This is a genomic window from Streptomyces sp. NPDC036764 (assembly GCF_055609385.1).
This window is the reverse complement of record NZ_JBVJPT010000008.1, coordinates 43,908-68,578: the sequence shown is the minus strand read 5'-3', so window position 1 is coordinate 68,578 and position 24,671 is coordinate 43,908. Positions and strand designations below refer to the sequence as shown.

Annotated in this window: 29 protein-coding genes and 1 pseudogene; 6 read left to right on the top strand and 24 right to left on the bottom strand. The window is 70.2% G+C overall.

The window, feature by feature from the left end:
* The first annotated feature begins 68 nt into the window (after nucleotides 1-68).
* Nucleotides 69-935, top strand: a complete 867-nt coding sequence (locus ACZ69Q_RS27150; RefSeq protein WP_471046492.1) for a nitroreductase/quinone reductase family protein — start codon at nucleotides 69-71, stop codon at nucleotides 933-935.
* Between the two features lie 36 nt (nucleotides 936-971).
* Here the strand turns inward: ACZ69Q_RS27150 and ACZ69Q_RS27145 are convergent.
* The 7 genes and pseudogenes from ACZ69Q_RS27145 to ACZ69Q_RS27115 form a co-directional block, all read right to left on the bottom strand.
* Nucleotides 972-3,000, bottom strand: a pseudogene (locus ACZ69Q_RS27145) (HelD family protein).
* 51 nt (nucleotides 3,001-3,051) lie between these two features.
* A complete protein-coding gene (locus ACZ69Q_RS27140) occupies nucleotides 3,052-3,690 on the bottom strand; it encodes a TetR/AcrR family transcriptional regulator (RefSeq protein ID WP_471046490.1) in 639 nt (212 codons plus the stop codon).
* Between the two features lie 31 nt (nucleotides 3,691-3,721).
* Entirely contained in the window at nucleotides 3,722-4,729 is a 1,008-nt protein-coding gene (locus ACZ69Q_RS27135; protein ID WP_471046488.1) for an ATP/GTP-binding protein, read from the bottom strand.
* An 81-nt stretch (nucleotides 4,730-4,810) separates the two neighbouring features.
* Entirely contained in the window at nucleotides 4,811-5,911 is a 1,101-nt protein-coding gene (locus ACZ69Q_RS27130; protein WP_471046487.1) for a phosphotransferase family protein, read from the bottom strand.
* 226 nt (nucleotides 5,912-6,137) lie between these two features.
* Nucleotides 6,138-6,494, bottom strand: a complete 357-nt coding sequence (locus tag ACZ69Q_RS27125; protein WP_471046486.1) for a hypothetical protein — start codon at nucleotides 6,492-6,494, stop codon at nucleotides 6,138-6,140.
* Nucleotides 6,495-6,587: 93 nt separating this feature from the next.
* Nucleotides 6,588-7,307 carry an HAD family hydrolase gene (locus ACZ69Q_RS27120; RefSeq protein ID WP_471046484.1) on the bottom strand — a complete coding sequence of 240 codons (720 nt, stop codon included), beginning with the start codon at nucleotides 7,305-7,307 and terminating at the stop codon, nucleotides 6,588-6,590.
* Between the two features lie 29 nt (nucleotides 7,308-7,336).
* A complete protein-coding gene (locus ACZ69Q_RS27115) occupies nucleotides 7,337-8,215 on the bottom strand; it encodes a GntR family transcriptional regulator (RefSeq protein WP_471046482.1) in 879 nt (292 codons plus the stop codon).
* A gap of 154 nt (nucleotides 8,216-8,369) precedes the next feature.
* Between ACZ69Q_RS27115 and ACZ69Q_RS27110 the strand changes: the two genes are divergently transcribed.
* Nucleotides 8,370-8,558 carry a hypothetical protein gene (locus ACZ69Q_RS27110; protein WP_062723799.1) on the top strand — a complete coding sequence of 63 codons (189 nt, stop codon included), beginning with the start codon at nucleotides 8,370-8,372 and terminating at the stop codon, nucleotides 8,556-8,558.
* 30 nt (nucleotides 8,559-8,588) lie between these two features.
* Here ACZ69Q_RS27110 and ACZ69Q_RS27105 read toward each other — a convergent pair whose 3' ends face one another.
* The gene (locus ACZ69Q_RS27105) at nucleotides 8,589-9,506 is read right to left on the bottom strand and encodes a winged helix-turn-helix domain-containing protein (RefSeq protein WP_471046480.1); all 918 of its coding nucleotides are present in this window, start codon (nucleotides 9,504-9,506) and stop codon (nucleotides 8,589-8,591) included.
* Nucleotides 9,507-9,681: 175 nt separating this feature from the next.
* On the opposite strand from ACZ69Q_RS27105, the gene ACZ69Q_RS27100 reads away from it, so the two are divergent.
* Complete coding sequence (locus ACZ69Q_RS27100; protein ID WP_030948647.1) at nucleotides 9,682-9,861, top strand: hypothetical protein; 180 nt, start codon at nucleotides 9,682-9,684, stop codon at nucleotides 9,859-9,861.
* Between the two features lie 225 nt (nucleotides 9,862-10,086).
* On the opposite strand, the gene ACZ69Q_RS27095 is transcribed toward ACZ69Q_RS27100, so the two are convergent.
* Nucleotides 10,087-11,346, bottom strand: coding sequence for a GNAT family N-acetyltransferase (locus ACZ69Q_RS27095; RefSeq protein ID WP_471046477.1), 1,260 nt, complete (start codon nucleotides 11,344-11,346; stop codon nucleotides 10,087-10,089).
* A gap of 303 nt (nucleotides 11,347-11,649) precedes the next feature.
* Nucleotides 11,650-12,273: an RsiG family protein gene (locus ACZ69Q_RS27090; RefSeq protein WP_471046475.1), complete on the bottom strand. Its 624-nt coding sequence runs from the start codon at nucleotides 12,271-12,273 to the stop codon at nucleotides 11,650-11,652.
* Between the two features lie 158 nt (nucleotides 12,274-12,431).
* On the opposite strand from ACZ69Q_RS27090, the gene dtd reads away from it, so the two are divergent.
* Nucleotides 12,432-12,857: a D-aminoacyl-tRNA deacylase gene (dtd, locus tag ACZ69Q_RS27085; RefSeq protein WP_471046473.1), complete on the top strand. Its 426-nt coding sequence runs from the start codon at nucleotides 12,432-12,434 to the stop codon at nucleotides 12,855-12,857.
* Between the two features lie 51 nt (nucleotides 12,858-12,908).
* Here dtd and ygfZ read toward each other — a convergent pair whose 3' ends face one another.
* The 6 genes from ygfZ to ACZ69Q_RS27055 all read right to left on the bottom strand — a co-directional run bounded on the left by ygfZ (nucleotide 12,909) and on the right by ACZ69Q_RS27055 (nucleotide 17,782).
* A complete protein-coding gene (gene ygfZ, locus ACZ69Q_RS27080) occupies nucleotides 12,909-13,874 on the bottom strand; it encodes a CAF17-like 4Fe-4S cluster assembly/insertion protein YgfZ (protein ID WP_471046471.1) in 966 nt (321 codons plus the stop codon).
* A 10-nt stretch (nucleotides 13,875-13,884) separates the two neighbouring features.
* Entirely contained in the window at nucleotides 13,885-14,337 is a 453-nt protein-coding gene (locus ACZ69Q_RS27075) for a Fur family transcriptional regulator (protein WP_471046470.1), read from the bottom strand.
* 50 nt (nucleotides 14,338-14,387) lie between these two features.
* Complete coding sequence (locus ACZ69Q_RS27070) at nucleotides 14,388-14,963, bottom strand: heme-binding beta-barrel domain-containing protein (RefSeq protein ID WP_471046468.1); 576 nt, start codon at nucleotides 14,961-14,963, stop codon at nucleotides 14,388-14,390.
* A gap of 226 nt (nucleotides 14,964-15,189) precedes the next feature.
* Nucleotides 15,190-16,050 (bottom strand): hypothetical protein, encoded by an 861-nt coding sequence (locus ACZ69Q_RS27065; protein WP_471046467.1) that lies wholly within the window; start codon nucleotides 16,048-16,050, stop codon nucleotides 15,190-15,192.
* A complete protein-coding gene (locus ACZ69Q_RS27060) occupies nucleotides 16,047-17,000 on the bottom strand; it encodes a hypothetical protein (RefSeq protein WP_471046466.1) in 954 nt (317 codons plus the stop codon). Before ACZ69Q_RS27060 ends, ACZ69Q_RS27065 begins: the two co-directional genes overlap by 4 nt.
* Nucleotides 16,997-17,782 carry a hypothetical protein gene (locus tag ACZ69Q_RS27055; RefSeq protein ID WP_471046464.1) on the bottom strand — a complete coding sequence of 262 codons (786 nt, stop codon included), beginning with the start codon at nucleotides 17,780-17,782 and terminating at the stop codon, nucleotides 16,997-16,999. Before ACZ69Q_RS27055 ends, ACZ69Q_RS27060 begins: the two co-directional genes overlap by 4 nt.
* Before the next feature lie 156 nt (nucleotides 17,783-17,938).
* Between ACZ69Q_RS27055 and ACZ69Q_RS27050 the strand changes: the two genes are divergently transcribed.
* Nucleotides 17,939-18,301 carry a DsrE family protein gene (locus ACZ69Q_RS27050; protein WP_471046462.1) on the top strand — a complete coding sequence of 121 codons (363 nt, stop codon included), beginning with the start codon at nucleotides 17,939-17,941 and terminating at the stop codon, nucleotides 18,299-18,301.
* 18 nt (nucleotides 18,302-18,319) lie between these two features.
* Here the strand turns inward: ACZ69Q_RS27050 and ACZ69Q_RS27045 are convergent, their stop codons facing one another.
* From ACZ69Q_RS27045 to ACZ69Q_RS27010, 8 genes are all read right to left on the bottom strand, one after another.
* Complete coding sequence (locus ACZ69Q_RS27045; RefSeq protein ID WP_030957146.1) at nucleotides 18,320-18,583, bottom strand: DUF3099 domain-containing protein; 264 nt, start codon at nucleotides 18,581-18,583, stop codon at nucleotides 18,320-18,322.
* A 103-nt stretch (nucleotides 18,584-18,686) separates the two neighbouring features.
* A complete protein-coding gene (locus ACZ69Q_RS27040) occupies nucleotides 18,687-18,974 on the bottom strand; it encodes a DUF1416 domain-containing protein (RefSeq protein WP_003991226.1) in 288 nt (95 codons plus the stop codon).
* A gap of 64 nt (nucleotides 18,975-19,038) precedes the next feature.
* Nucleotides 19,039-19,878 carry a sulfurtransferase gene (locus tag ACZ69Q_RS27035; RefSeq protein ID WP_471046460.1) on the bottom strand — a complete coding sequence of 280 codons (840 nt, stop codon included), beginning with the start codon at nucleotides 19,876-19,878 and terminating at the stop codon, nucleotides 19,039-19,041.
* Nucleotides 19,879-20,004: 126 nt separating this feature from the next.
* Nucleotides 20,005-20,085: an Ms5788A family Cys-rich leader peptide gene (locus tag ACZ69Q_RS27030; protein WP_350751515.1), complete on the bottom strand. Its 81-nt coding sequence runs from the start codon at nucleotides 20,083-20,085 to the stop codon at nucleotides 20,005-20,007.
* Between the two features lie 225 nt (nucleotides 20,086-20,310).
* A complete protein-coding gene (locus ACZ69Q_RS27025) occupies nucleotides 20,311-21,048 on the bottom strand; it encodes an LmeA family phospholipid-binding protein (RefSeq protein WP_471046459.1) in 738 nt (245 codons plus the stop codon).
* A 158-nt stretch (nucleotides 21,049-21,206) separates the two neighbouring features.
* Entirely contained in the window at nucleotides 21,207-22,490 is a 1,284-nt protein-coding gene (locus tag ACZ69Q_RS27020; protein ID WP_471046458.1) for a hypothetical protein, read from the bottom strand.
* Nucleotide 22,491: 1 nt separating this feature from the next.
* The gene (locus ACZ69Q_RS27015) at nucleotides 22,492-22,746 is read right to left on the bottom strand and encodes a MoaD/ThiS family protein (RefSeq protein WP_471046456.1); all 255 of its coding nucleotides are present in this window, start codon (nucleotides 22,744-22,746) and stop codon (nucleotides 22,492-22,494) included.
* A 64-nt stretch (nucleotides 22,747-22,810) separates the two neighbouring features.
* Entirely contained in the window at nucleotides 22,811-23,698 is an 888-nt protein-coding gene (locus ACZ69Q_RS27010) for an alpha/beta hydrolase (RefSeq protein WP_471046454.1), read from the bottom strand.
* Between the two features lie 181 nt (nucleotides 23,699-23,879).
* On the opposite strand from ACZ69Q_RS27010, the gene ACZ69Q_RS27005 reads away from it, so the two are divergent.
* Nucleotides 23,880-24,659, top strand: coding sequence for a winged helix-turn-helix transcriptional regulator (locus ACZ69Q_RS27005; RefSeq protein WP_471046452.1), 780 nt, complete (start codon nucleotides 23,880-23,882; stop codon nucleotides 24,657-24,659).
* Nucleotides 24,660-24,671 lie beyond the last annotated feature (12 nt).

Genomic DNA, 24,671 nt, shown 5'->3' with positions numbered 1-24,671 from the left:
CACCTCCCTTCCGTACGGAACCCACCGAACGGAACCCACCGAAGAGAAAGAGACAGAGAAACCTGAGCATGCCCAATGACTTCAATCAGCAGGTCATCGAAGAGTTCCGCGCCAACAAGGGCCGCGTCGGCGGCTACTTCGAAGGCGCCCGGCTCCTTCTGCTCACCACCACCGGCGCCCGCACCGGCCGCCCCCACACCACCCCCGTCGGCTACCTCCCCGACGACGACCGCGTCCTGATCATCGCCTCGGCCGCGGGCGCGCCCCGGCACCCGGCGTGGTTCCACAACCTCGTCGCCAACCCGCGGGTCACCGTGGAGAGCGGCGCGTTCACCTACGAGGCGCGGGCGGACGTCCTCGACGGCGAGGAGCGGGACCGGGTCTTCGCACGGGCCGTGGAGGCGGATCCTGGCTGGGCGGCGTACCAGGAGAAGACGGATCGGGTGATCCCGGTGATCGCTCTGCACAGCCTTGCCGAGGGCGGCCCCGGGAAAATCAACGCGTCCTCCATGGGCGAGGCCCTCAAGGTCGTCCACGACGCCTTTCGTCGCGAACTCGCGCTGATCCGCGAGGAGATGAGCAACGCCGGCCGCGAGGGGGCCGCGAAGGGCACCGGGGGCACCCTCGGCGCCCAACTCCGTGTCAACTGCCTCACCTTCTGCGCCGGTCTCCACAACCACCACACCGGTGAGGGCCTCGCCATGTTCCCGTTCCTGGAGGAGCGTCACCCCGAGCTCGCGCCCGCACTGGCCCGACTGCGGGACGAGCACGACCGGATCGCCGAGCTGGTCGAGGATCTGCGCCGGGTCGTGGGCGACGAGGACGCCGATCCGGACGCGGCCACCCGCGAAGTGGAGCGCCTCACGACGGAGCTGGAGGCGCATCTGACCTACGAGGAGGAGCAGTTGATCCCGATTCTGGACGCCGCCGCATAAGAGCGACGGTGCATGGGGGCCGTAACCGCGACCCGCTCAGAACGGCAACGGCCTCCCATGCACCACCTCCAGCCCCGCCACCGCCCGCGTCACCACCACATACAGCCGGTGCAGCCCCCGCTCCTCCGCCTCCACGATCGCCGCCGGCTCCACGGCGACGACATGGTCGTACTCCAGCCCCTTCACCACGCTCGCCGGTACGACGGCGACGCGCGCCGCCATCTCCTGCGCACCGCCGGTCTCGATCCCGGCAGCCCCCAGCGCCTCCCGCACCCGGGCCACATCCGCGTCGGCAGCGACGACCCCCACGGACCCCTCCCGGCCCAGCGCGTCCCGTACGGCACCCACGACCGCGCCCGGCAGATCGCCGCCGGCCTCCCGGAACCGCAGTTCCCCGTCCCCGCGCAGCGAACGGGCCGCCGGCACCTCCACGTCCACCCGCTCCAGCAGACGGTTGGCCAGCTCCAGCACCACCCCCGGCACCCGGAACCCGGTCGTGAGCGGTACGACCGCCGCGTCCGGCTTCCCCAGATGCCCGAGCACCGTCCGCCAGGACCGCGCGGCCCACGGCGTCGTCCCCTGCGCCAGATCCCCCAGCACGGTCAACGAGCCGAAACGCGGCCCGACGCGCGATCGCCCGGCACTCCATCGGCGACAGGTCCTGCGCCTCGTCGACGACGACATGGCCGTACCCCTGCGGATGCTCGATGAGCCCGGCCACCTCGTCGAGGAGCACGAGGTCGGCGGCCGACCAGCGGGCCGACTTCCACGACCGCGGCGGCCTGTCCCACAGCAGCGCCTTCTGCTCTTCGGCGTCGAGCAGCCTGTCGGCGGCGGCCGCCAACGCGTCCGGTTCCATGAACAGCCGGGCCACGACCTCCTCGGGCCGGACCCGTGGCCATACGGCGTCGACGTACGCCCCGACCTCCCGCGCCCGCGAGATCTTCTGCACCCACGCGGCACCCGGCGGCCCGCCGCGCCGCTCGGCCTGCTCCTGGATGACCCGCACGATCCGGGTCCGCACCCGCTCCCGCCCCACCGCGTACGGCGGCTCCTCGTCGCGCACCCCGGCCAGGATCCGCGACAGCCGCCCTTCCGAGACCCGCCACCGGTACGAGCCCTCGGGCACGGCGAGCGGGCCGCCACCGCCCGGGCCCGCGCCGACCCGGGCGTACAGCGCCCGCCGCAGCACCTCCGCCATCCGCCCGTCGTGTTTCACGACGGCCGCTTCATGCCCGTCGGCACCTTTGACCGGATGCCGGGCGATCTCGTCCCGCAGGGTGGACTGCCGCACGCCGGTCTCGCCGAGCGCGGGCAGCACCGCGGAGATGTACGACAGGAAGGTCCGGTTGGGTCCGAGGATCAGCAGACCGCCGCGCCGGATGCGCTGCGGGTGGGTGTAGAGCAGATACGCGGCACGGTGCAGGCCGACGGCGGTCTTGCCGGTGCCCGGGGCGCCCTGCACGCACAGGGAGACGGCGAGGTCGCCGCGTACGAGATCGTCCTGGTCGGGCTGGATGGTGGCGGCGATGTCCCGCATCGGCCCGACGCGGGGGCGTTCGATCTCCCGGGCGACGATCTCGCTCGCCCTGGACTCGCCCCGGTCGAGGTGCTCGTCCTCCAGGCCGGTCAGGTCGCCGGACTCCCCGCGGCTGCCCGGCGCCCAGCCGAATCGCCGGCGTACGGCCACGCCCTGCGGGGCGCGGGCGGATGCCTGGTAGAAGGCGCGGGAGACGGGGGCGCGCCAGTCGACGACGAGGGGCGGCTCGGCGGGGTGCTCGCTGATCCGCAGCCGGCCGATGTGCAGCGCCTGGTGCTCGCCGCCGGTGAAATCCAGCCGCCCGAAGAACAGCGGCCCTTCGGGCAGTTCGTGCAGCGCCTTGGCCTGGCTGCGCAGTCGGTGGCCGAGGACCTCGGCGTCGGCGCCGGACGCGGAGGCGTTCTCACCGATGACGACCTGTTCGTCGGCGCCCTCGACCATGCCGGCGAGGGCGGTGCGGCAGCGGTCGTGGTGGGCGCGTTCGCGGATGAGGGTGTGCCGCAGGGCGGGGTCGGTTGGCGTCATTCCAGGAAGCGTACCGAAATAAAGCAACCGAGTTAAATTATTTACTCGACCTCACACGGGCTGCCCGTGGCCGACCGAGGGCGGCAACCCGGCCTCCAGCAGCCCGAACGCCCGCTCCGCAGCCGTCACCGCGTCCTTCTTCACCCGGGCCACCGGCTCCCCGGCCGAGATCCGCCGCCAGTTCTCCTGCGCGAGGATCCGCTGCACGGCGACGATCTGCCCGGCTGCCAGCCGCGCGTCGAGCCCACCGCCGAGCGCCTCTGCGAGCGCGGCCTCCGAGCGCTCCAGGTAGCCGTACATACGGGCGACGAGGGCCGGGGTCCCGTACACCAGCGAGTGAAAGGCGAGCACCGCGGGATGATCATTGAGGCCGGTGATCGGATCGCACCGCTCGATCCCGTCCAGGAAGTGCCGCCGCAGAGCCTCGACCGGCGTGGGCCCCTCCCGCACGACCCGCGCGGCCTCGTCCTCGTGATCGGCGATCCGGTACAGGACGAGGTCCTCCTTCGCCGGGAAGTACCGGAACAACGTCGGCTTGGAGATCTCGGCGGCGGCGGCCACCTCGGCGACGGACACCGCGTCGAAGCCCTTCTCGATGAAGAGCCGGATGGCGGTCTCGGACACGGTCTCGTACATCCGCCGCTTCTTGCGCTCCCGCAGCCCGATCTCTGAGGTGCCTGTGTCGCTCATGCAGGCGAGCCTACGCGGCGCCCATCCGCGGTCAGGGAGCGTCGGGCCGGGCGGGGAGAGGGGGCGTGTGCGCCGGGTCCCGCGCGGCGTTCCACAGCGTCTCGAAGAGCTCGCGGCGGCGCGCGATGACCTTCCGGGCGGGTTCGCCGCCGTCCGTCGACCACCGGGTCAGCAGGGAGTCGTAGCCGATGAGGTCCAGCAGCCGGCCGTCGGAGGTGTGCGGTCCTGAGCGGTCGGCGTCCGCCTCGGCCGCCCACGGATCGGGCCGCAGGTCGATCTTGTCGTAGATGCCTTCGTAGACGACGTCGTTGTTGATGAAGTAGAGCTTGAGCCAGGGCGACATGTGCAGCACCCGGAACTCGACCGTGAGCGTCCCCCGCTCGGCGACGGCCATCCGGCGTATCTGGTGCTTCAGGCTGCGCTCGTACTCCGCGCTCTGCCGCCGCAGATGAGCGCGGAATTCCGGGGCGTCGGAGACCTTGCCCTCGGGGTCCACCAGTCCGGGGACCTCGATCGGCCGAGTGAAGTCGGGCACCAGGACCCGCAGGCTCACATTTCGCAGCGGGTCCCTGGCCAGCCCCTGAAGAATGTTCTTGAGCGGGGTGGCGAATGTCTCGCCGGTGAAACCCATCGCCGTCAGCCGGACCTCTCCCCCGGCCTCGAGCGCCTGCTGGAACTCGCGCTCCAGCTCTCTCGGCGTGACCACCTCTCCCGCCCGCGGCCGCATGACCGCGCCCAGCCGCTGCACCTCGCCGTCGAGCCGTCGCACCACGGTGTCCAGGGCCTCCTCGGTCTCTGCCCGTGCGGTGTGGGCGGCGTTGAGCCGTTGCACCTCGGCGTAGAGCACGAACCCGACGACGGTGAGCAGCGCCCCGCCCAGATAGACCTTGTCCGCCAGCGCGTCCCCGACAGGCTTCACGAACTGGGCCACCAGTCCGAGGACGAAGACCGCGACCAGGAACAGCCGGGTGAGGGTGGACTCCGCACGGCCCCACCCCTCCGTGAGTCTGTCGCTCCATGAGCGCCCTGAATCCGACACCAATTCCCCCTGAGAGCGCGCGACTTGAATCGAGCCCGCTCATGGTGCCCACTGGGATGCGCCCTCAGGAAGGGGTCGCGGTCACGAAGCCACGGTCGGTGCGGACAGGCTGTGCCATTTCCGCAGGGCTTCCACGATCTGTTCGCGGTCCGGCACCGCCACGAGCCGCAAGGGCCGACGGGCCCGGGTCATGGCCCGGCTCACCCGCTCGCCCGCGGCCCGGAAGTGCTCTTCCTCCGCATGGGCCGGCAGATCGAGCGCCGCGCGCATGACATCGGGGAAAACCGACTGCGCGTATTCGAAGTCCAGATAGGTGTCCAGGTCCTCGCGCAGACCGGCGGTGAGCTCGGCGCAGCCGGCCTCCGCCATCGCCTCGGCCCAGAGCTCGACCATGCGGTCTCGCTCCGGCCGCCCGTAGCCCATCCGTACGACATGGGTCGCCAGGTCGTGCAGGGGATCTCCGTATATCGCAAGTTCCCAGTCGATCACCGAGATCCGGCCGCGGCGGACCACGACATTGGCGCGGTGGACATCGGTGTGCAGGAGCTTGAACGGACGGGAGGTCAGGCCCTGGTGCCTTTCCTTGAATGCCGTCATGGCGTCCTGGGGAATCCCCACCGCGTCGAAGAGGTCACCGAACCGGTCCCGGTTGGGCTGGTGCACGCGCTGCTCGGTGAAGTCGACCAGCCAGTGCAGGAACGCGTCGCTGTCGCCGTCGGCCGGCCAGCCCTCGGGGGCCGGCGGGAGCTCCTTGACCGGCACCTTGGCGGTCCTGACGAAGAACGCCGCGAACTCCCGCATCAGTTTCTCGTCGATCGCGCCGTGGGGATTCCACTCGCTGAGCGCCTTGCCCCTGAGGTACCGGTGCAGGGAGCGGTCGCCGAGCTCACCCAGCACGGCGAGGCAGCGCGGCACCTCGCGCAGATACCGGCATACGACTTCCAGGACATCGGCCTCTCGCGGCCAGATGCGCGGGACGACCTCGACCGTCTTCAGCGGCACCCGGTACTTGAACCGCGTGAACGGCATGACACCGATGACCAGGGCCAGCAAAAGCCCTACCCGCAGCACATAGTTGGTGTTGTGATGACCCGTGAGCACCTCACTCTTGCCCCGGAGTCGACGGGACTCCAGAAGGCGGTGCGCGAGCGACAGGCGCGCTCCGTGGGGCAGAGGGGGCACGGTGGCCGAGATTAGCGCCTCGGACTGAAGATCTTGCCCACAAGTGCATAACTTTCCGGCCCTTGTGGCACGTTGCACAAAGGTATTCGCGCACGTCCGGGCGACGACCGCCGGTTTGCCCCAACCTGTTCGCTCCGGACCACGCCACGACGGAGACAACCCGTTCGGAGCTACTCGCGCGCCCGGCTCCGGCGCCCCTGGCATCAAGCGCTCGCCGAGGAGGCCGTCAGTTGAAAGCGTCGGTCATGCAGTCCACCCGGCAGTCGGCGGCCTCATAGCGCTGGCGGAGGGCGGCGGCTGCCTCTTCGCGCTCCACGAAGAGGTGCCCGTAGTGCCGGCGCGCCACCCTGGTCACGTCTCCGACCGTGACGATGGCTGGTTCGCCGCGTGCGGCCAGGCGGCGCGCTTCGGCGATCGCCATGTCCGCAGAGCGCAGCAGGGTTCTGGAACGGTCCCGGATCACGGCCGCCTGGGCCCGTTTCGCCGAGAGGGGGCGCAGGACACGTCCCCTCCAGACATAGCCGGCAGCGACAAGGATGAGACCGAGCGCTACGAACAGGAGTCCGCCGGGGTCGTGAGGCATCCATCCAGTCTTCACCACTCGCCTGGTGATCGTCATGCCCGCGCCGGCGGTCCGATCGCCGTGAGAGTCGGTCGGGTGTCGCGGGCTGGTGGGTCAGGCCATTTCGCGGAGCAGGCTCAGTACCGACGACAGCGAATCCACGACGGAGGTGGCCCCCGCCTCCCGCAACAGCTTCTCCTTGGAGCCGTTACGCGCGTAGCCCAGGAAGGGCACGCCGGCGCTCTTCGCGGCGGCGAGGTCCGACGGCGCGTCACCGATCATCAGGGCGGTCGAGGGAGCCGCCCCCATGGCGCTCAGGGCCCGGTTGAGGCAGTGCGGGTCCGGCTTGAGGTGGTGGAGGTCCTGGGTGCGGCCGTAGATGTGGGGGCTGAAGCTGGAGAGCAGCCCGCGGCTTTCGAGATAGGCACAGGCCACCCGGGGGGAGTTGTTGGTGGCGATGGCCAGTCTGGATCCGATCGCCGCCCAGGTGCGTATCAGCGGATCGGCGTACGGGGTGGGCATCGCAGAGGAGGTGGCTCGGAGTTCCTCCAGGGTGAGACGTTCCTCCAGTTCTGCCACCAGGTCGCTGCCGGGGTGCCGGCGGTCGACGGCGCGCAGGACGACATGCGGGTCCAGGGACTCCCGTTCGTCGTCCGTCAGCAGTCCGTGGAGTCCCCGCCCCTCCAGCCATTCCACCAAGTCGTTCGCCACCAGCTCGGCCTTGTGCCCGGCGAACAGCCGGCAGATGGGTCCGTCGAAGTCCCAGAGCACGACGCGGGCGCGCGTGATCAGTTCCCGGAACCGTTCCGTGTCGTTCTCTGTCTCTGCGGTCACGGGTTCAGTCTGCTTCGTATCAGAAGTCACTAGGAGAGTGTCAGGTCAGTCGTGATGGTTTCCCAGAGGGCGTCGAACCACTTCTGGGATTCCACGACGAACGCGGCGTCGCGCTGACCGGCCTGCTCGACGAACGAGAACAGCAGTGACTTGGAGCCGAGGGCGTCGTACATGTCCAGTGTCTGGCTCTCGTACTCCTCCTGCCGCTCGGTGAGGACGTAGTACCCGATCAGCGCCTCTGTTTCGTTGAGCAGGTACAGCTTCACCGGCGGGGTGAAGGGCAAGGCGCGGAAGGCTACGCGCACATCGATGCCCAGCGTGGACCGTATGGCGAGCAGGTTGTGCCGCAGCACCTGCGCCTGGGCGTTGCGCATCGCCAGCCAGCGGTCGTGGACCGGGTCGCCCTCGCCGCGGCCTTCCACCAGTACCGGGAACGCGAGGTTGATGTCCCGCGACGGGAGCAGGATGCGGACGTCGATCGACTCGGGGTGGATCGAGCCCTCGTGGATGAGGCGCAGTGGTTCACCGAGGGCCAGCATCAGGGTCTCGGAGGTGTGGCAGACGACGTCGACGCGGACGTGCCGTGCGGCGAAGGCCTCCGTCAGCCGGGGCGCCAGGCTGACCATCGTCGGCTGGGGGGCGCCCCGCGTGGTGGTGGGCAGGGCGATCCGGGGCGGGCTGCCCTTGCTGACGTTGGTGAGAAGGCCGTCCTCCTGGAGCGCGCGCAGGGCCTGGCGTACGGTGCCTCGTTCCACGCCGAACTCCTCGGCCAGCTCGGCCTGAGTGGGCAGGCGGTCGCCCGCCTTGAGCTCTCCGACGCGGATCCGCTCCCGCAGGACGTCGGCGATCTCCTGGGGCGAGAGTCTCCTGCTGCCGTTCACTGCCACGTTCTCCTGGGTCACGACCAAAACGCTACAACTCGCACCCATCTATTGGGAGTTGTTTGTAGCTTGTTTCAAAGTAGGGGCCAAGTGGGGACAACTTAGTCAGAGTTGGTGCCAAGTTGGTTGAGTTGGCGGAAGTAATCGTTCCATTCCCAGCAGCCCGAAGGGGGAAACACCGATGCCCGTCCTCGCACTCCTCTCCGCCGTCTTCGTCGTAGGCGTCGAACAGACCCTCCAGTGGAAGTACGGCGCCACCGGCATCATCGGCCTGCTGCTGCTCACCATAGGCATCAAGGCCAAGAGCCCGGCTGTCAGCTCCATAGGGGCCGTCGTCCTCGCGATCCTGGTCTCGGGACCCGCCCTATGAAAACCCCGGATCAAACGCTGTGGGGGACGATCAGCTCGTGAGCACCAGCTCCGAACTGATCGTCTCCCACAGTGCGTTGAACCACACGTGCGACTGCTCCACGAACGTCATGTCCCGCAGCCCGGCCCCCTGCTCGAAGGCGAACAGCGTCGACTGGATGCCCGGAGCGTCGTACATCTCCAGATGCTGCTGCCCGATCTCCACCTCGCGGCGGCTGAGCGTGTAGTAAGCGAACAGCGCCTCCGTGCCGTTGAGCAGGTACAGCTTCACCGGCGGCGTGAACGGCAGCGCCCGGAAGGTGACACGCACATCGATGCCGTGCGTGGCCCGCAGCGCCAGCAGGTTGTGCCGGAGCACCTGGCCCTGGGCGTTGCGCTGGGCCAGCCAGCGGCGTTGGAGCTGTAAGTCGACGTCGTCGGACGAGTCGTCCACGGGCGTGGGAAAGGCGAGCGGGATGTCCCGGCTCGGCAGCAGCACACGGAAGTCGACCTTGGCCGGTTTCAGCCGTCCGGCGTGGATCTGGCGGAGCGGTTCGCCGATGGCGAGCGTGAGGGAGACCGCGGTGAGGCACAGGGCGTCGATCTCCACGTGCGGGGCCGCGAAGGCGGACGCGATACGCGGGGCGAGGGCCACCATGGTGGACGCCGGCGGGGCTCCGGGGCCGGTCAGCGCCTTGCCAAGGTCGGGGGCGACGGTGGCCGGGGCGCCTTTGGAGACGTTCGTGAGCAGATGCTCCGACTGGAGGATGCGCAGCGCCTGCCGTACGGCTCCGCGCTCGACGCCGAACTCGTCGGCGAGCCTGGCCTGGGTGGGCATGCGCTGGCCGGGCCGCAACTCGCCCGAGGTGATCCGGGCGCGCAGCTCGTCGGCCACCTCCCGGTGTGACTTCTGTGGCCGCTGTGACCTCTTCCGTCCGTTGACGGAGGCATGATTCGGCTCCACGACCAAACCCTACAACTTCCCGCCATCTTTAGGCAGTTCCCGGGAAGGTGGTTATGAGTCGCTTCCAAGCGGTGATAAGTACAGTGAAGTTGGTCGCCAACTTAAGCAACATGGTCAAGCTTCAAGAGTGTTGGCCACAAGCGTCGGTTCTGTCGACCATCGTCCCCGAAGGGAGACCTGCATGCCGCTCGTCTACCTCGCCGTCGCCGCGCTCGTCATTGGATTCGAGCAACTCATCCAGTGGAAGTACGGGCCGATGGGCATCATCGCCTTTCTCGCCCTGTCCATCGGTATCAAGGCCAAGAACACCATGATCGGCGGCATCGGCGCGGTGATCCTCGTCATGCTGCTCGCCCACTAGGTCTTCTCACGAAGGCCCGGGGACCAGGTTCGGCCGGCCGGGCTCCCTTCCGGAGGGGAGCCGGGAGCCCGGACGGTCAGCACAGTCACAACTCCACATCGACAACTGAACATCGATCGCACAGCCACAACTGAACAGCAGCAACTGAACAGGCACCGCTGATCAACAACCACAACCGAACAGCTCGCTACGGATGAGCAGACCAGTCGTCGGCAGAGAGGAGTCTCAGAACATGTCCGGGCACCAAGGCCGCCTGGACGTACGCAGCAGGGCGTCGGCCACCTTGGCGGCGCCCGCTCGTTCTTCCCGCACCCGCCCCAGCGCGGCGAGCCGTACGGCGGACTCGTCGCCCAGCCACAGGGCACCCAGGTCGGCGACGTCGAGCGTGAGGTCCGCGGCCGCCGTGGTCGGCGTGCAGGACGACCCGTCCGCCGCCGCCTGCAGCCGGTAGCGCCCGCCCACGAACCCGGCCCCGTCCACGACCTCCAGCACCAGTTCGCCCTGCCCCTGGTACGTACGCGCCTCCAGAGCCCGTACGACGTCCAGGATCCGCACCCACAGCCAGTCCGCCAGCGTCGTGATCCTGGCCGCGCGCGGGTCGGGCAGGAAGAAGGGCAGCAGGTCGTCGGGGGCCCGCCAGCCGCTCTTGACCGTCGTGATCCAGTCGATCGAGCAGAGGTAGCGCCACAGGTTGCGCTCCGCTTCCGGCGTCGCCGCGATCAGCCAGGTCACGGACGCCGTGTTGAGCGGCTGCTTGCCGTCACCCCAGTGGTCGTCCGCCTTGTACTTCACCAGCCCCTCGACCTCGCCGCCCGCCGAGCGGTACACGGCGAAGAACGGCTCCGTCCACGGGGACCGGTCCAGGCGCACCGCCCCGGTGCTGACCTGCCACCACCGCTCGTCCCGGTCGACGGCACCCGGCTGCGCCCGGCGCACCCGCTCGAACAGCTCCGGGCCGATCTTGCGCACCTCCGCGCCGTCCACGATGTCGATACGGCCGCCGTCCTCGGGGCCGGCCCATCTGGGGTCGAGGCCGGTGCGGGGGACGTCGACGGTCCACTCGGCGGTCCAGGTGGCGGGGCCGAAGCCGTAGCGGCCGTAGATCGGGTACTCGGCGGCTATCAGGGTCGCCACGACGTCCCCGCGGTCCTTCGCGGCCGCCAGGTCGTGGGCCATCATCCGGCTGAGCAGGCCGCGGCGTCGGTGGGTCGGGGTGACGGTGACGTTCGAGATGGCGTCGGCGGGGACGGTGGCGCCGCCGACGGCGGTGATCTCCTGCGCGAAGGAACGGAAGGTGGCGACACAGCGGCCGGCGTCGAAGGCACCGAGGGTGCGGGCCGGGACGATGTACGACGCCCGGTCCGCGACCTCCGTCTCGGCGACGTCGGGCGGGCGCAGAAAGCCGGTGTTCAGGGCCCGGCTCCAGTCGGGGATGTCGGACTCGGTGATCGAGCGGACGTCGATGTGGGATACGGGACGGCTCATGGGGCCACGGTAGGTCGGCGAATCCGGGGTGTCGCCGAATTTTTCCCGGCACCGACGAGCGACCCACCCGGCGACCAACTCCGACCAACCGCCGACACCCAGCGCCCCGGCGAGCAAGCAGGCCAACGGCCGACCCGAGACTCCGGGAACCCGGCGCCTCGGCGACCGGCCGACCCGGCGGTCAACTCCTGCCGACCGCCGACCGCCGACCGCCGGCCGTCGACCGCCGACACCCCACCCACTCGATCCGGCGAATCCTCCACAGCCTGTGGATGGCTCTCCACGGCCATCGGCCCGCCCCGGCTACATCAGCAGATCGTCCACCTGTGCCTCGCCCTCCCGGTACCGGCGGGTGATCTCCCCGCCGGACTCGTCCGCCGTCCGCTGCAAGCGCTGGCGGCGGCCCGACACCTGCTGCTCGTAGCGCACGAGGCGCCCCATCGCGGAGCTCAGTTCGGCGTCCGTGCGTGCCTGGAGGTCCGACAGCTCCACCTCGGCCAGCATCTCGGCGGCCAGCCGCCGGTACTCCTCGCTCTGCGGAGTGCCCAGCGTCACATGGCGGGCGGAGGAGCGTTGGCGGGCCGGGGCGTCGGTGAGGATCTCCGGGAGGCGGTCCACGACGGACGCCGCGCCCGCCGGGGAGCGCCGCGCCAGCTCCGCCCGCAGGATGTCGATCCGCCCCTGCAGCAAGCGCCGTACATAACTCAGGTCCGCCTCGTCGCGCTGGGCGTCCCGCCGCAGGGCGCGCAGTTCGGGCAGACTGAGCAAGGTCAGGTCGTGCTCGGGCGGCTCCACGGGCAGCCGTGCGTGCGGGCCGGGGCCCGGATCGTCGGCGGTGCGCTGTGTGGGCGGCCGCAGGCCGTCCAGTTGGGCCGCGTGGGTCAACACGACAGCCCCCGGCGGTTGCTCGGTACTCGGTGTGCTCATGTGCCTCTACCGTCCCCTCGACCGGCTGTGAGGAGCATGGTGCCATCACAACTGGCCGCAATGTGACCGAGTGCCCACGAACAGCCCCAGATGGGGGGTTAAGGAGCAAAAAAGAAGCCCCTTATGAGGCACGTCCGTGCAGACGGCATGATGGCGCCATGCGAGCTGTGGTGCAGAGGGTGGACGGCGCGAGTGTCGTCGTGGACGGCGAGACGGTCGGGGAGATCACCGGCGAGGGGCTGTGCGTGCTCGTCGGGGTCACGCACGAGGACACCAAGGAGAAGGCGGCCCAACTCGCCCGCAAGCTCTGGTCGATCCGCATGCTCGACGACGAGAAGTCGTGCAGCGACATCGACGCCCCGCTCCTCGTCATCAGCCAGTTCACCCTGTACGGCGACGCCCGCAAGGGCCGCCGGCCCACCTGGAACGCCGCTGCCCCGGGCGATGTCGCCGAGCCCCTCGTCGACGAGGTCGTCGCCCAACTGCGCGCCCTGGGCGCGACGGTGGCGACGGGCCGGTTCGGCGCCAAGATGCGGGTGTCCCTGACGAACGACGGCCCGTTCACCGTGCTGCTGGAGATGTGAGGGCCCGGGAGACGGCCCCGAGAGCCAGGGAGACGGACCCGAGAGCCCGGCCTACGGCTCGACCACGACCTCCTGGGCCGCCGCCGTCTCCCCCGCCATCAACGGCGCGTCCACGGCCACGTTCCGCTTCACCAGCGCCAGTGCGACCGGGCCGAGCTCGTGGTGCCGTACGGACGTCGTGATGAAGCCGACCTTACGGCCGTCGGGGCCCTCGTCCGCGAGGTGGATCTCGGTGCCGTGGGCCGGCAGGTGGACCTCGCTGCCGTCCAGGTGCAGGAAGACCAGGCGGCGCGGGGGCTTGCCGAGGTTCTGGACGCGGGCGACCGTCTCCTGGCCGCGGTAGCAGCCCTTCTGCAGATGCACCGCCGTACCGATCCAGCCCAGCTCGTGCGGGATCGTGCGGTGGTCGGTCTCGAAGCCGAGGCGCGGGCGGTGGTGCTCGACGCGCAGGGCCTCGTAGGCGAGGATGCCGGCCGCCGGGCCCGCCTTCTCGGCGTAGGACTCCAGGTCGGCCCGCGGCAGGAACAGGTCGCGGCCGTACGCCGTCTCGCGTACGACGACGCCCTCGGGCACCTCGGCGATGGATCCGGCGGGCAGGTGCACGACCGCGAAGTCATCCGTACGGTCGGCGACTTCGACCTGGTAGAAGAACTTCATCGACTCCAGGTACGCGATCAGCGCCTGCTGGGTGCCTGGCTCGACATGGGCCCAGACGGTGGTGCCGTCGTCGACGAGATACAGCGCGTGCTCGACGTGGCCGTGCGCGGAGAGGATCAGCGCCTCGGTGGCCTCGCCCGTGGGCAGCTCGCTGACGTGCTGGGTGAGCAGCAGATGCAGCCAGCTCAGCCGGTCGTCACCGGTGACGGCGACGACTCCGCGGTGCGACAGGTCGACGAAGCCGGTGCCGTCGGCGAGGGCGCGCTGCTCGCGGAACAGATCGCCGTAGTGGGCGGCGACGCCTTCGTCCACGCCCTCGGCGGGCACGGCGCCGGGAAGGGTCAGCAGGGGGCTCTTCATGGGGACAACCCTACGACTCGGTAGTTGAACTCTTGCCGGTCGCGCCCTTGCGCGCGCAGTCCTTGCACCGGCCGAAGATCGCGAAGTGCTTCATGTCGGTGTCGAAGCCGAACTCGCGACGCAGCTTGGCCGTGAACTCGGCGGCCACCGAGACATCGGCCTCGATCACGTTCGTGCAGTCGCGGCAGACCAGGTGGATGTGGTGGTGGCGGTCCGCCAGGTGGTACGTCGGCGCGCCGTGCCCGAGGTGGGCGTGGCTGACCAGCCCGAGCTCCTCCAGGAGCTCCAGGGTCCGGTACACGGTGGAAATGTTGACCCCCGACGCCGTCTTCCTCACTTCCACGAGGATGTCGTCGGGGGTCGCATGCTCAAGGGTGTCCACGGCTTCCAGGACAAGCTGACGCTGAGGCGTCAGCCGGTAGCCGCGCTGCCTGAGGTCGCTCTTCCAGTCGGTGCTCACCACACCGGAAAGTCTAGAGCCACTCGGTCGGATGCCTCTTTGAAGTCGGCCGCCTACTTGAAGAAGGCGATGCCGTCGTCCGGCATGTCGTCCGGGAGGGCCTTGGCCCAGCGCTCGACGTCCTCCGGGGTGACGACCTTCTTCAGGTGGGCCGACATGTAGGGGCGCAGCTCGACCTCGGGGGTCTGCTTCTCGCCGACCCACATCAGGTCGCTCTTGACGTAGCCGTACAGGCGCTTGCCGCCGGTGTAGGGGCCGGAGGCGGCCGTGCGGGCCACGGCGTCCGTGACCAGGTCGATCTGGGGCTTCTTCGCGGCCATCTCGCCGTACCAGATCTCGACGACGCCGTCGTCGCGGACCATCGTCACCTCGACCTTGCGGTCGGCGTCGATGCGCCAGAAGCCGTGCTCGGACTCCAGGGGACGGACCTTGTTCCCGTCGTTGTCCAGGACCCAGGTGTGGGACTGGTACTCCAGGAAGTCACGGCCGTCGTGCGTGAAGGCGACCTCCTGCCCGAAGTTGCACTTCTCGGAGCCCGGGAAGTCGTGCACGCCCGCGCCGGCCCAGTTGCCGAGCAGGAAGGCGAGCGGGACGAGGTCCTTGTGGAGGTCGGACGGAATCTCGATCATGAGCGGCGTTTCCTAGACGTGGGTCAGCGCTGGCCCTGGTACAGCTTCTTCACGGTCAGTCCGGCGAAGGCGAGGACGCCGACGCAGACCAGTGCCAGCAGGGCTTCGAAGAAGATCTCCACGGGGTGCTCCTCGATTGAGCGGAGGTTGTGCGGTACGTAAAGGGCCGGGCCCCAGCTTACGCGGCCGGGGACCGGCCCTCCTTGTGAGGTACGCCCTCGCGGGGTCAGTCCAGAAGCTGGCTCTGCAGGATCACCGTCTGCTGGAACGGCACGGCCGCCGCGCCGCCCTTTCGGGAGTGCACCACCAGGCCCACGACGTCTCCCGACACCAGGTAGGCCTGCCGGACCTGCTCGGCGCCGTACGGCTTGGCCTCGGTGTAGGAGTAGTGCCGCACGTTCATGACCACTGCCTCGCTGGGGAACTCCTCGTCCGTGTGCACCTCGGCGGCACCGCGCAGGGCGTGGTTGGGCGAGTCGTAGCTGGTCAGGTGGTCCTGCTGGAGCACGTCCGCGACCTGTCCCGAGTCGAACTGGAGCAGGTAGATCCGGGTATGGGTGCCGTCCGGGGTGGTCCAGCCGCGAGCGGCGACGTGCCGCAGGCCGTGGTCCTTGAGCACCTGGCCGAGGCTGTCCCGGTCCTCCTTCGACGCGTACGCCGACAGGAAGTCCTTCGTCGCCAGCCAGCCGCCGCGTCCGGCGAGCGCCTTGTCGGCCTTGGCTCCCACGGGCGACGGCAGCAGCAGCGCGCGCAGGTCGGCGTAGTGGGCGGAGGCCGCGTTGGCCTCGGCGAACGGGGCGGGACGGCCGGCGGGCAGCGGCGGCTTGGTGATCTCCGGGTAGGTCCAGCGGCCGTCCGTCTCGGTCGCCAGACCGGGAACGTCGGTGCGCTCCATCCGCGTGATGCCGTACGCCGTGGAGGCGCCGACGGCGGCGAGCACGGCGACGGCCGCGGTCCAGCGCAGGACCGCGCGCAGGACACGGCGGTCCTTCTGCACGGGCGGTACGGCGTCGATCACGGGCGGGGCGGGCGGCATCGGCGGTACGTCGGCCGTGGGCGCCGTCGCGATGGGCTGCTGCTCGGTCATACGGCCTTCCCCGGGTCGTCGATGCGGTCGAGCTGCTCGGTGACGAACATCCCGATGCTGTTCGTGTCGACCGGCCTGACGCCGGACGCCGTCACGCTGATCAGCACGTCTCCCGAGTAGGCCGTGCAGTACACCCGGTCGAGCTTCTCGTCGAGGCCCTTGGGCGTCAGGAAGCACTCGGCGTTCCTGTGTCCGCGCACCTTCGGGCCCTTGCGGAAGATGTGCAGGTCGGAGACGAACTCGTTCTGGGACGTCGCGACGTCCTTGGCGGCGTCACGGCTCTCCATGCGGGCCAGTACGACGCTGACGAAGAAGGCCTTCTTCTGGTAGATCGCCTGGCCGTCCGCGTTGTAGTAGCTGCGCATGACCATGCCCTTGATGGGCTTCTTGTCGAACTCCTTCTGCATCCGGCGGCGATCGGCGCGGGGCAGGTCCTTGAGGGACTCGTCGCGCAGGGCGGAGGCCTGACGGCCGCTGAGCTCGGCGTCGGAACCGAACTCTCCGAGGTCGGGGCCCCGGGTGTAGCCCTTCTCGTCGTACGGCAGCAGCAGCCCGCGCAGCCCGGAGGCCGCCTCGTCGGCCTTGCCGTCCGCCTTGTCGTCGGCCGCGGCCGACTTGGGGAACTTCCACGTCGGCAGGCCCGGGTCCCGGTCGGCGTCCTGGACGGTCACGACGGTGTACCCGGCACCGGCGACGACGGCGCCGAGCAGCAGGACGGTCCCGGCGACGGCGGCGATACGCGCGCCGCGCGGGCGCCGGCGGGCGGGGGTCGGCGAGCCCTCAAGGCTCTCCGGGGCCCGGACGGCCTCGGGGGCCAGGACGGCCTCGACGACCTCGGGGGCCTGGACGACCTCGGGGCTCTGCACGGCCTCCGGGCTCTGCACGGCCTCCGGGCTCTGCACGGCCTCCGGGCTCTGCACGGCCTCGGGGCTCTCAGGTGTCTCGTTCACAGCCGTCCCACCTGGCGCTTGGCGAGGTCCATGATCTTCTCCTTGGAGATCGGCTTGGTGTCGAAGACCCAGATGTCCATCGCGATGTCACCGCGCCAGGCGTGCGCCTCGGCCGAGTACACCGGGAGGAAGCCGGCCTCCTGCTCGGGGCTGCCGTGCACGTACGCCAAGCCGTCGCCCGTGCCGGGGATGGCCCAGCTACGGGTGTCGGGCTCGTCCTCGGCCCAGTAGTGGCCGTCGTCGGCGTGGGCGGCGGCGGCCAGGGTCTGCTCCTGGCGGAACTGCACCAGGTGGATCTCGACGCTGGAGGTGCTGCCCGTCCGCCAGCTCGCCACGGCACCGCGGCGGAACTCGTCGCTGATGAGGTTGCCGAAGACCTCGTCCGGATCCTCATAGGTGTCCGCGAACTCGGCGAGGTCCATCCAGCCGTCCGTGCCGGTCTCGAACACGGTGTCCCGCGCGCCCTTGGGGCGCTGGAGCAGCAGCTTGCGCAGGTCGCCGTCGGTCCTCAGCCGCCGGTCCTCGGCGGCCGACAGCGGCTCGGCCTCGCCCTTGGCCTGCTTGACCACGGGCTGGGACAGGGGCGGCAGCTTCGTCGGCTCGCGGTCGGCCTGCACGAGGTAACCGGCACTGGTCCCGCCGACGAGCCCGAGCACGACGGACGCGGCGAGCAGCAGCGCCGTACGCCCGCGCCGGCGGGGCCGGGGAGCGGCGGGCTCCTCGGCCGGACCGGGATCCGCCGCGCCGCCGGTTGCGGCCGCGGCAGCCGTCGCAACCGGCACAACCGGTGCGTCAGCCGCTCCTCCTGCCTCTCCTACTTCTTCGGGTACATCCAAGACGTCCCCCACAGAACGTGAAGCGCGCATTCCGTATGCGCTGCGCACAGGAGACCGACGGGTAACGTCCGGGGTTGCAACGGCGTTGATTACGATTCGGCCATGGCCAACAAGCTGGTGATCAAGGTGACGGCGGGGGCCGACGCCCCCGAACGCTGCTCACAGGCGTTCACGGTCGCGGCGGTGGCCGTGGCCTCCGGCGTGGACGTCTCCGTGTGGCTGACCGGCGAGTCCGCCTGGTTCGCCCTCCCGGGCCGGGCCGCCGAGTTCGAACTGCCGCACGCGGCCCCGCTCCCCGACCTCATCGACTCCGTCCTCGCGGCCGGCCGGCTCACCCTGTGCACCCAGTGCGCGGCCCGCCGGGACATCACGGAGAAGGACGTCATCGAGGGCGTACGCATCGCGGGCGCGCAGGTGTTCGTGCAGGAGGCGATGGCGGACGAGACGCAGGCGCTCGTCTACTGAGACGACCTCTGACGACCTCTACGGGTGGGGCCGCTTCTTGCCGTCCAGTTCGTCCCACCACTCGTCGGACTTCGGGTCGCCGGAGGGGTCGTCCCACCAGCGGTCCTCCGGCCCCCGCCGGTTGGCGACCATCGCGGCGAGCGGCGGGATGACCATGGCGACCACGCACATGCCCACGGCCACCGGAATCGACCACAGGCGCACGACACCCCACGCCAGGACGAAGAGGGCGATGCACGTCCCCATCATGGCGAAGTAGAGATGACGTCGCCGTGCGTACATACGTCCAGGGTAGGCCCGGAACCGACAGGCCGCGGGCATGCCGAAGGGCCGCATCCCCGGCGTCCAACCCAAGGGATGCGGCCCTTTCAGGAACCGAGTCGCGTCAGACCGCGATCGCGACCTCCGCGAGGCCACCCTGCTGCGCGACGACCGTGCGGTCGGCGGTGGCGCCGGGGACCAGGGCGCGGACGGTCCAGGTGCCCTCCGCCGCGTAGAAGCGGAACTGGCCCGTGGCGGAGGTGGGGACCTCCGCGGTGAACTCGCCGGTCGAGTCCAGCAGTCGGACGTAGCCGACGACGGGCTCGCCGTCCTTGGTCACCTGACCCTGGATGGTGGTCTCACCGGGCTTGATCGTCGAGGCGTCGGGGCCGCCGGCCTTCGCTCCACACATGTCTTTCTCCAGATTGGGGTCTGACCGGAAGGAAGGCCGGTCGGGTTTGCCTGCGAGGGGTGGGTTACTTGTTGGCGCCGAGCTCGATCGGGACGCCGACGAGGGAGCCGTACTCGGTCCAGGAGCCGTCGTAGTTCTTGACGTTCTCCACGCCGAGCAGCTCGTGCAGCACGAACCAGGTCAGCGCGGAGCGCTCACCGATACGGCAGTAGGCGATGGTGTCCTTCGCCAGGTCGACCTGCTCCTCGGCGTAGAGCTCCTTGAGCTCGTCGTCCGACTTGAAGGTGCCGTCGTCGTTGGCGTTCTTCGACCACGGGATGTTGCGGGCGGACGGGACGTGGCCCGGACGCTGCGACTGCTCCTGCGGCAGGTGCGCCGGGGCGAGCAGCTTGCCGGAGAACTCGTCGGGCGAACGGACGTCGACCAGGTTCTGCGAACCGATGGCCGCCACGACGTCGTCGCGGAAGGCGCGGATGGCGGTGTTCTGCGGCTTGGCCTGGTAGGTGGTCTCGGTGCGCTCCGGGACCTCCTCGACCAGCTCGCGGGCGTCCAGCTCCCACTTCTTGCGGCCGCCGTCGAGAAGCTTGACGTTCTCGTGGCCGTAGAGCTTGAAGTACCAGTAGGCGTAGGACGCGAACCAGTTGTTGTTGCCGCCGTAGAGGATCACCAGCGTGTCGTTGGCGATGCCCTTCGCCGACAGGAGCTTCTCGAAGCCCTCCTGGTCGATGAAGTCGCGGCGGACCGGGTCCTGCAGGTCCTTGGTCCAGTCGATGCGGATCGCGTTCTTGATGTGGTTCTTCTCGTAGGCGGACGTGTCTTCGTCCACCTCCACGATCGCGATACCGGGGTTGTCCAGGTTCTCCTGGACCCAGTCGGCGTCGACGAGGACGTCGCTGCGGCTCATGCTCTTTCTCCTCCGGGGCAGTTGCGGCGGGGCGTGCGAGTGCGAGGGGGTGCGCGGGTTCATGTCGAGACGGCGCACCTGTGCCCTGGTCAGGGCAGGGGGAAACGCGGAAGTCGGAGCTTCCGCTCAGAAGGGGCGACAGAGCATGGCGGCAACGCGGCAGAGGTCTACTGCCCGCCGCTTCGTGAGATCCGCCTGTCGCTTCATGGCCTCGATCGTAGGGAGCGACAGGCAGGCGTGTCACCGGTGTGTCGTATTCTGAGACACGATCGTCCGGGATATGGGATTTGGAAGCCGTCGGAACTGCCGCCGCATGGCTTCCGGCCGTCTGCGTCGCGCGTCACATCTACGGTACGGACGACACCGTCTCGCTAATTGGACGAGGCGCGTCCGCCACGGCCCGACGCGCCACGTGCACCGCCGCTCGCCGTACTACCCGGCGAGGCGGACGTTCGAACCCCGCACCGTGATCTCGACGCCGTCCTTCGCCGCCTGGACGCTGTCGAGCTGGATGCCGCCGGGCAGACCGTCGATCTTCTGCTCGAAGTCGGTGATCGCACGGGCCCGGTTCTCGGCGATGTCGGCGCCGCCGAAGTTCGGCAGGGTGTCGGCCTTCACCCGCACGGTGTCGCCCTGCGCGGTGACCGAGCTCAGGACGTAGACCGGGTTGGGCAGCTTGGTGCCGAGCACGGTGGCCTCGACGGCGACCTTGATCTTGCCGTTGCCGCCGTCCGAGAGACCGACGACGCTGGCGGTGACGCCGGGGGCGACCTGGGTGGGCTCGGACTTGGCGGTCTTCAGCAGTTCGGCGTAACTGACGGACGCGGTGCCGGTCGCGGTCGCGGCGGTGGCGGAGCTGTAGTCGCCGGAGAACTCGACGCCCTTCATGTTCGCCTTGAGGTCGTCGATCCGGATCGACTTGCCCTCGGCTCCGGCGGTGGCCTCGAAGCCCTCCATGCCGACCTCGACGTCGTCCAGTGAGCCGCTCGCGACCTGGGTGAGGAACGGGAAGCCCTTGATGGACACGTCAGGGGCGTCGGCGAGGTTCTCGCGGGTCTGGACCTTCGCGGCGACCTCGTCCTCGGCGAACCCGACGGCGAGCCGGTCGGCCAGCACGAACAGGCCGCCCAGGATCACGACGACTATGAGCAGTATCCGCAGGGCGCGCATGTTGTGGTGTTCCCCCCACCTCAGCGGTCGTCGACCACGTGGGTGACGGACGACGACGGTCTTGGACGACCGGGTGGCCGTCCAGCGCGAGGGTAACCCTGGGACGGGGCCCGGCCGGGAGATTGTCGATCACCTGTGACAGGCCGGGCCCTTGCGTCTCAGGTCAGCGCCCGGCCCAGGACGTACACCGCCGGCGCCGCGGCGGCCAGCGGCAGGGCGACGCCCGCCGTGAAGTGGACGAAGCGCGACGGGTAGTCGTAACTGGCCACGCGGTGGCCGATGAGCGCGCACAGCGCCGCGCCCCCGCCGAGCAGCGCCCCGCCCGACCCGACCCCGGTCATCGCACCGACGACGGCCCCGCCACCCGCGCCCGCGAGCAGCGCGACCGCCACGGAGGCAGGCGTCGGCAACGGCAGCGCGCGCACGACGACGGCGACAGCGACCGCCACCGCGCCCACGGTCACCGCGTCCGCCTCGGCCGCGAGATATCCCGCCGCGACGATCGACAGGGCGGCCGAGGCCACCGTCGCCATCAGGCCGTACATCCGCTCGTCCGGGTCGGCGTGCGAACGGAGCTGAAGCACCAGGGTCAGCAGCACCCAGACGCCGAGCGTGCCGAGGATCGCCGCGGGCGCGCGGTCGGCGACGAGCAGCGCGACGTCCGCCGTCACCGCCCCCGCGAAGGCGAGCGCGATGCCCTGCCGGGCGGGCCACATGCCGTTCAGCCGGAACCAGCCCGCGGCCGTCACCGCCTGAAGCGCGACCAGGGGGACGAGCAGGGCGTACGACCCGATCGCCGCCGCCACCGCGAGCAGCAGCCCGAGCAGGGCCGTGAGCCCGGCCGGCTGTATCCCCGGCTCGATGATCGGGGAGCGGCCCTCCAGGCGGGCCCGCTGGGCGTCGGTGACCCGGGGGTTCCCGGCGAGGGTCGCGGGACCGTAGCCGTCCTCCTCGCCCTGCCCGGCCTCGGTGTCGGACTGAGGAGCCTGGGGCTGGGGCTGGGGCTGTGCGTGCGGCTGCGCATGAGCCGGCGCGTGCTCCTGAGCCTGGACGTGCTGCTGCCCGGCGTGGGCCTGGTGCGTGCCGTCCCAGCCGCCCGTCTGATAGCCGGACGCGTAGGCGCCCTGGTGGTCCCCGCTCTGGTACTGCGCGACACCCTGGTACCCGGCGTACGGACCCGCCGTGCTCCCCTGCGGCGGCACATAGGCCGTGTCCTCCGCCGGGGCCGGTGTCACGGGCTGCTGCACCTGGGTCTCCCAGGTCTGCCCCTGCCACTGCTGCGTGTACTGCTGGGCGGCCTGCTGATCGTCGTACGGCTGCTGCTGGGCGGGCCACCCCTGCGGCGCCTGCCGCTGGTACGGGTCGTAGCCCTCGTGGTCCTGCTGGGACCCGTGCCGGGCGCCCTGATAGGGAGCCCCGCCCTCATACGGCTGGTTGGTCATCTCACCCTCCTGCGAACGGCGGGAGCACCTCGACCGTGCCGCCGTCGGCCAGCCGTACCGTCTCATGTCCGCGGGTGCCCACGGGGTCACCGTCGATGAGGAACGAGCATCGCTGCAGTACGCGCGTCAGTTCCCCGGGGTGTCGCTCGCGCACCGCGTCGAGCGCCTCGGCGAGCGTGGCCGCGTCGTACGGCTCCTCGGCGACCCCGGCTGCGGCCTTCGCGGCGGCCCAGTAGCGCACCGTGACCTTTGCCATCTGGTTCCTCAATCGATCGACGTGATCACCGCCGGGAAGCGAGGGGCGGTGAGCAGCGACCAGGCTAGCCCGCCCGGCCGGCGGCCCAGTCCCCGATCCGGGCCAGCAGCTCGTCGGCGGCCGCGTGCTCGGCGTGCCCCATGCCGGTCTCCAGCCAGAGTTCGCCGTGGTCACCGGCGGCGTCGGCCAGCATGCGGGGGTGGTCTAGGGGGAAGTAGCCGTCCAGGTCGCCGTGGACGATCAGCAGCGGCGTCGGGGCGATGTGCGCGGCCGCCTGGACCGGGGACATCGGCACCGGGTCCCAGCCCCGGTGATGGATCCGGGTGCGGAAGCCGTAGCGGCCCACCAGACGTCCCTCGGGCCGGGTCACCATCCAGTGCAGCCGGCGCATCCGGGGCGTGCCCCGGTAGTACCAGCGCGCCGGTGCGCTCACCGACACCACCGCGTCCGTGCCCGCCCCGCTCCGGCCGGACGGCCCGACCTCCGCGCTGCCGACACCCGTACGGCCGTACAGCGCCGCGTGCCGCAGCACGACCGAGCCGCCCATGGAGAAGCCGATGGTCGCCACGCGCGTGTGTCCGAGTTCTCGGGCCCAGCGCACCGCGGCGGCCAGATCGAGCACCTCGCGGTCCCCGACGGTCGAGCGGCCGCCGGACGCGCCGTGGCCGCGGAAGGAGAAGGTGACGACGGCGCCGTGCCGGGTGAGCGCCTCCGCCACCCGTCGAACATGCGGCCGGTCCACGTCGCCGGTGAAGCCGTGGGCGACGACGAACGCCAGGTCACCGGCAGATGGACGTGAGGCGTCGTATACGACTGCTCCCGGGTCGTATACGGAATCGATCGTCACCCCGTCGTCGGTGTACAGAAACGTCCGCAAAGGTGTACGTCTGGTCGTCTCAGAGTTCGGACGAACCGTCGATCGTGCCACATGACCTGCCGTACCAGCGCCCATGTCGGCTATTCTGCTGGACAGAGGACTCGGGCAGCGTAGCCCCCGGGTCCTTTTGTGCTTTCGGAAGCGTTGTATACGAAGCGGGAAACTCCAGGTGACCGCGGTGTACGAGGCCACCGGGATCGCAGAGCAGGTGAAGTACCACACGCGTCCTCGCAGGGACCGAGGAGGAACCAGACGTATGAGTTCACTGCTGCTCCTGACCAATGCCCTCCAGCCGTCGACGGAGGTGCTCCCGGCACTCGGCCTGCTGCTGCACAACGTGCGCGTGGCTCCGGCGGAGGGCCCCGCCCTCGTCGACACCCCGGGCGCCGACGTCATCCTCGTCGACGGCCGGCGTGACCTGCCCCAGGTGCGCAGCCTGTGCCAGCTCCTGCGCTCCACCGGGCCCGGCTGCCCGCTGGTCCTCGTCGTGACGGAGGGCGGCCTCGCCGCCGTCACCGCCGACTGGGGCATCGACGACGTACTGCTCGACACCGCCGGCCCGGCCGAGGTCGAGGCCCGGCTGCGGCTCGCCATGGGCCGCCAGCAGATCGTCAACGACGACTCCCCCATGGAGATCCGCAACGGCGACCTGTCGGTCGACGAGGCGACCTACTCCGCCAAGCTCAAGGGCCGGGTCCTCGACCTCACCTTCAAGGAGTTCGAGCTCCTGAAGTACCTCGCCCAGCACCCGGGCCGCGTCTTCACGCGCGCACAGCTCCTCCAGGAGGTCTGGGGCTACGACTACTTCGGCGGCACCCGGACGGTCGACGTCCACGTACGACGACTGCGCGCCAAGCTCGGGCCCGAGCACGAGTCACTCATCGGAACCGTCCGGAACGTCGGTTATCGATTCGTTACTCCGGAGAAGATCGACCGGGCCGCCGAGGAAGCGAAGGCCAAGGCCGCCCAGGCAAAGCCGGAGGATGCGGACGAGGCGGGCGCCCTGGACGGCACCGAGGTCCGGGCCGAGGCGTAGAAAGAGCCGACG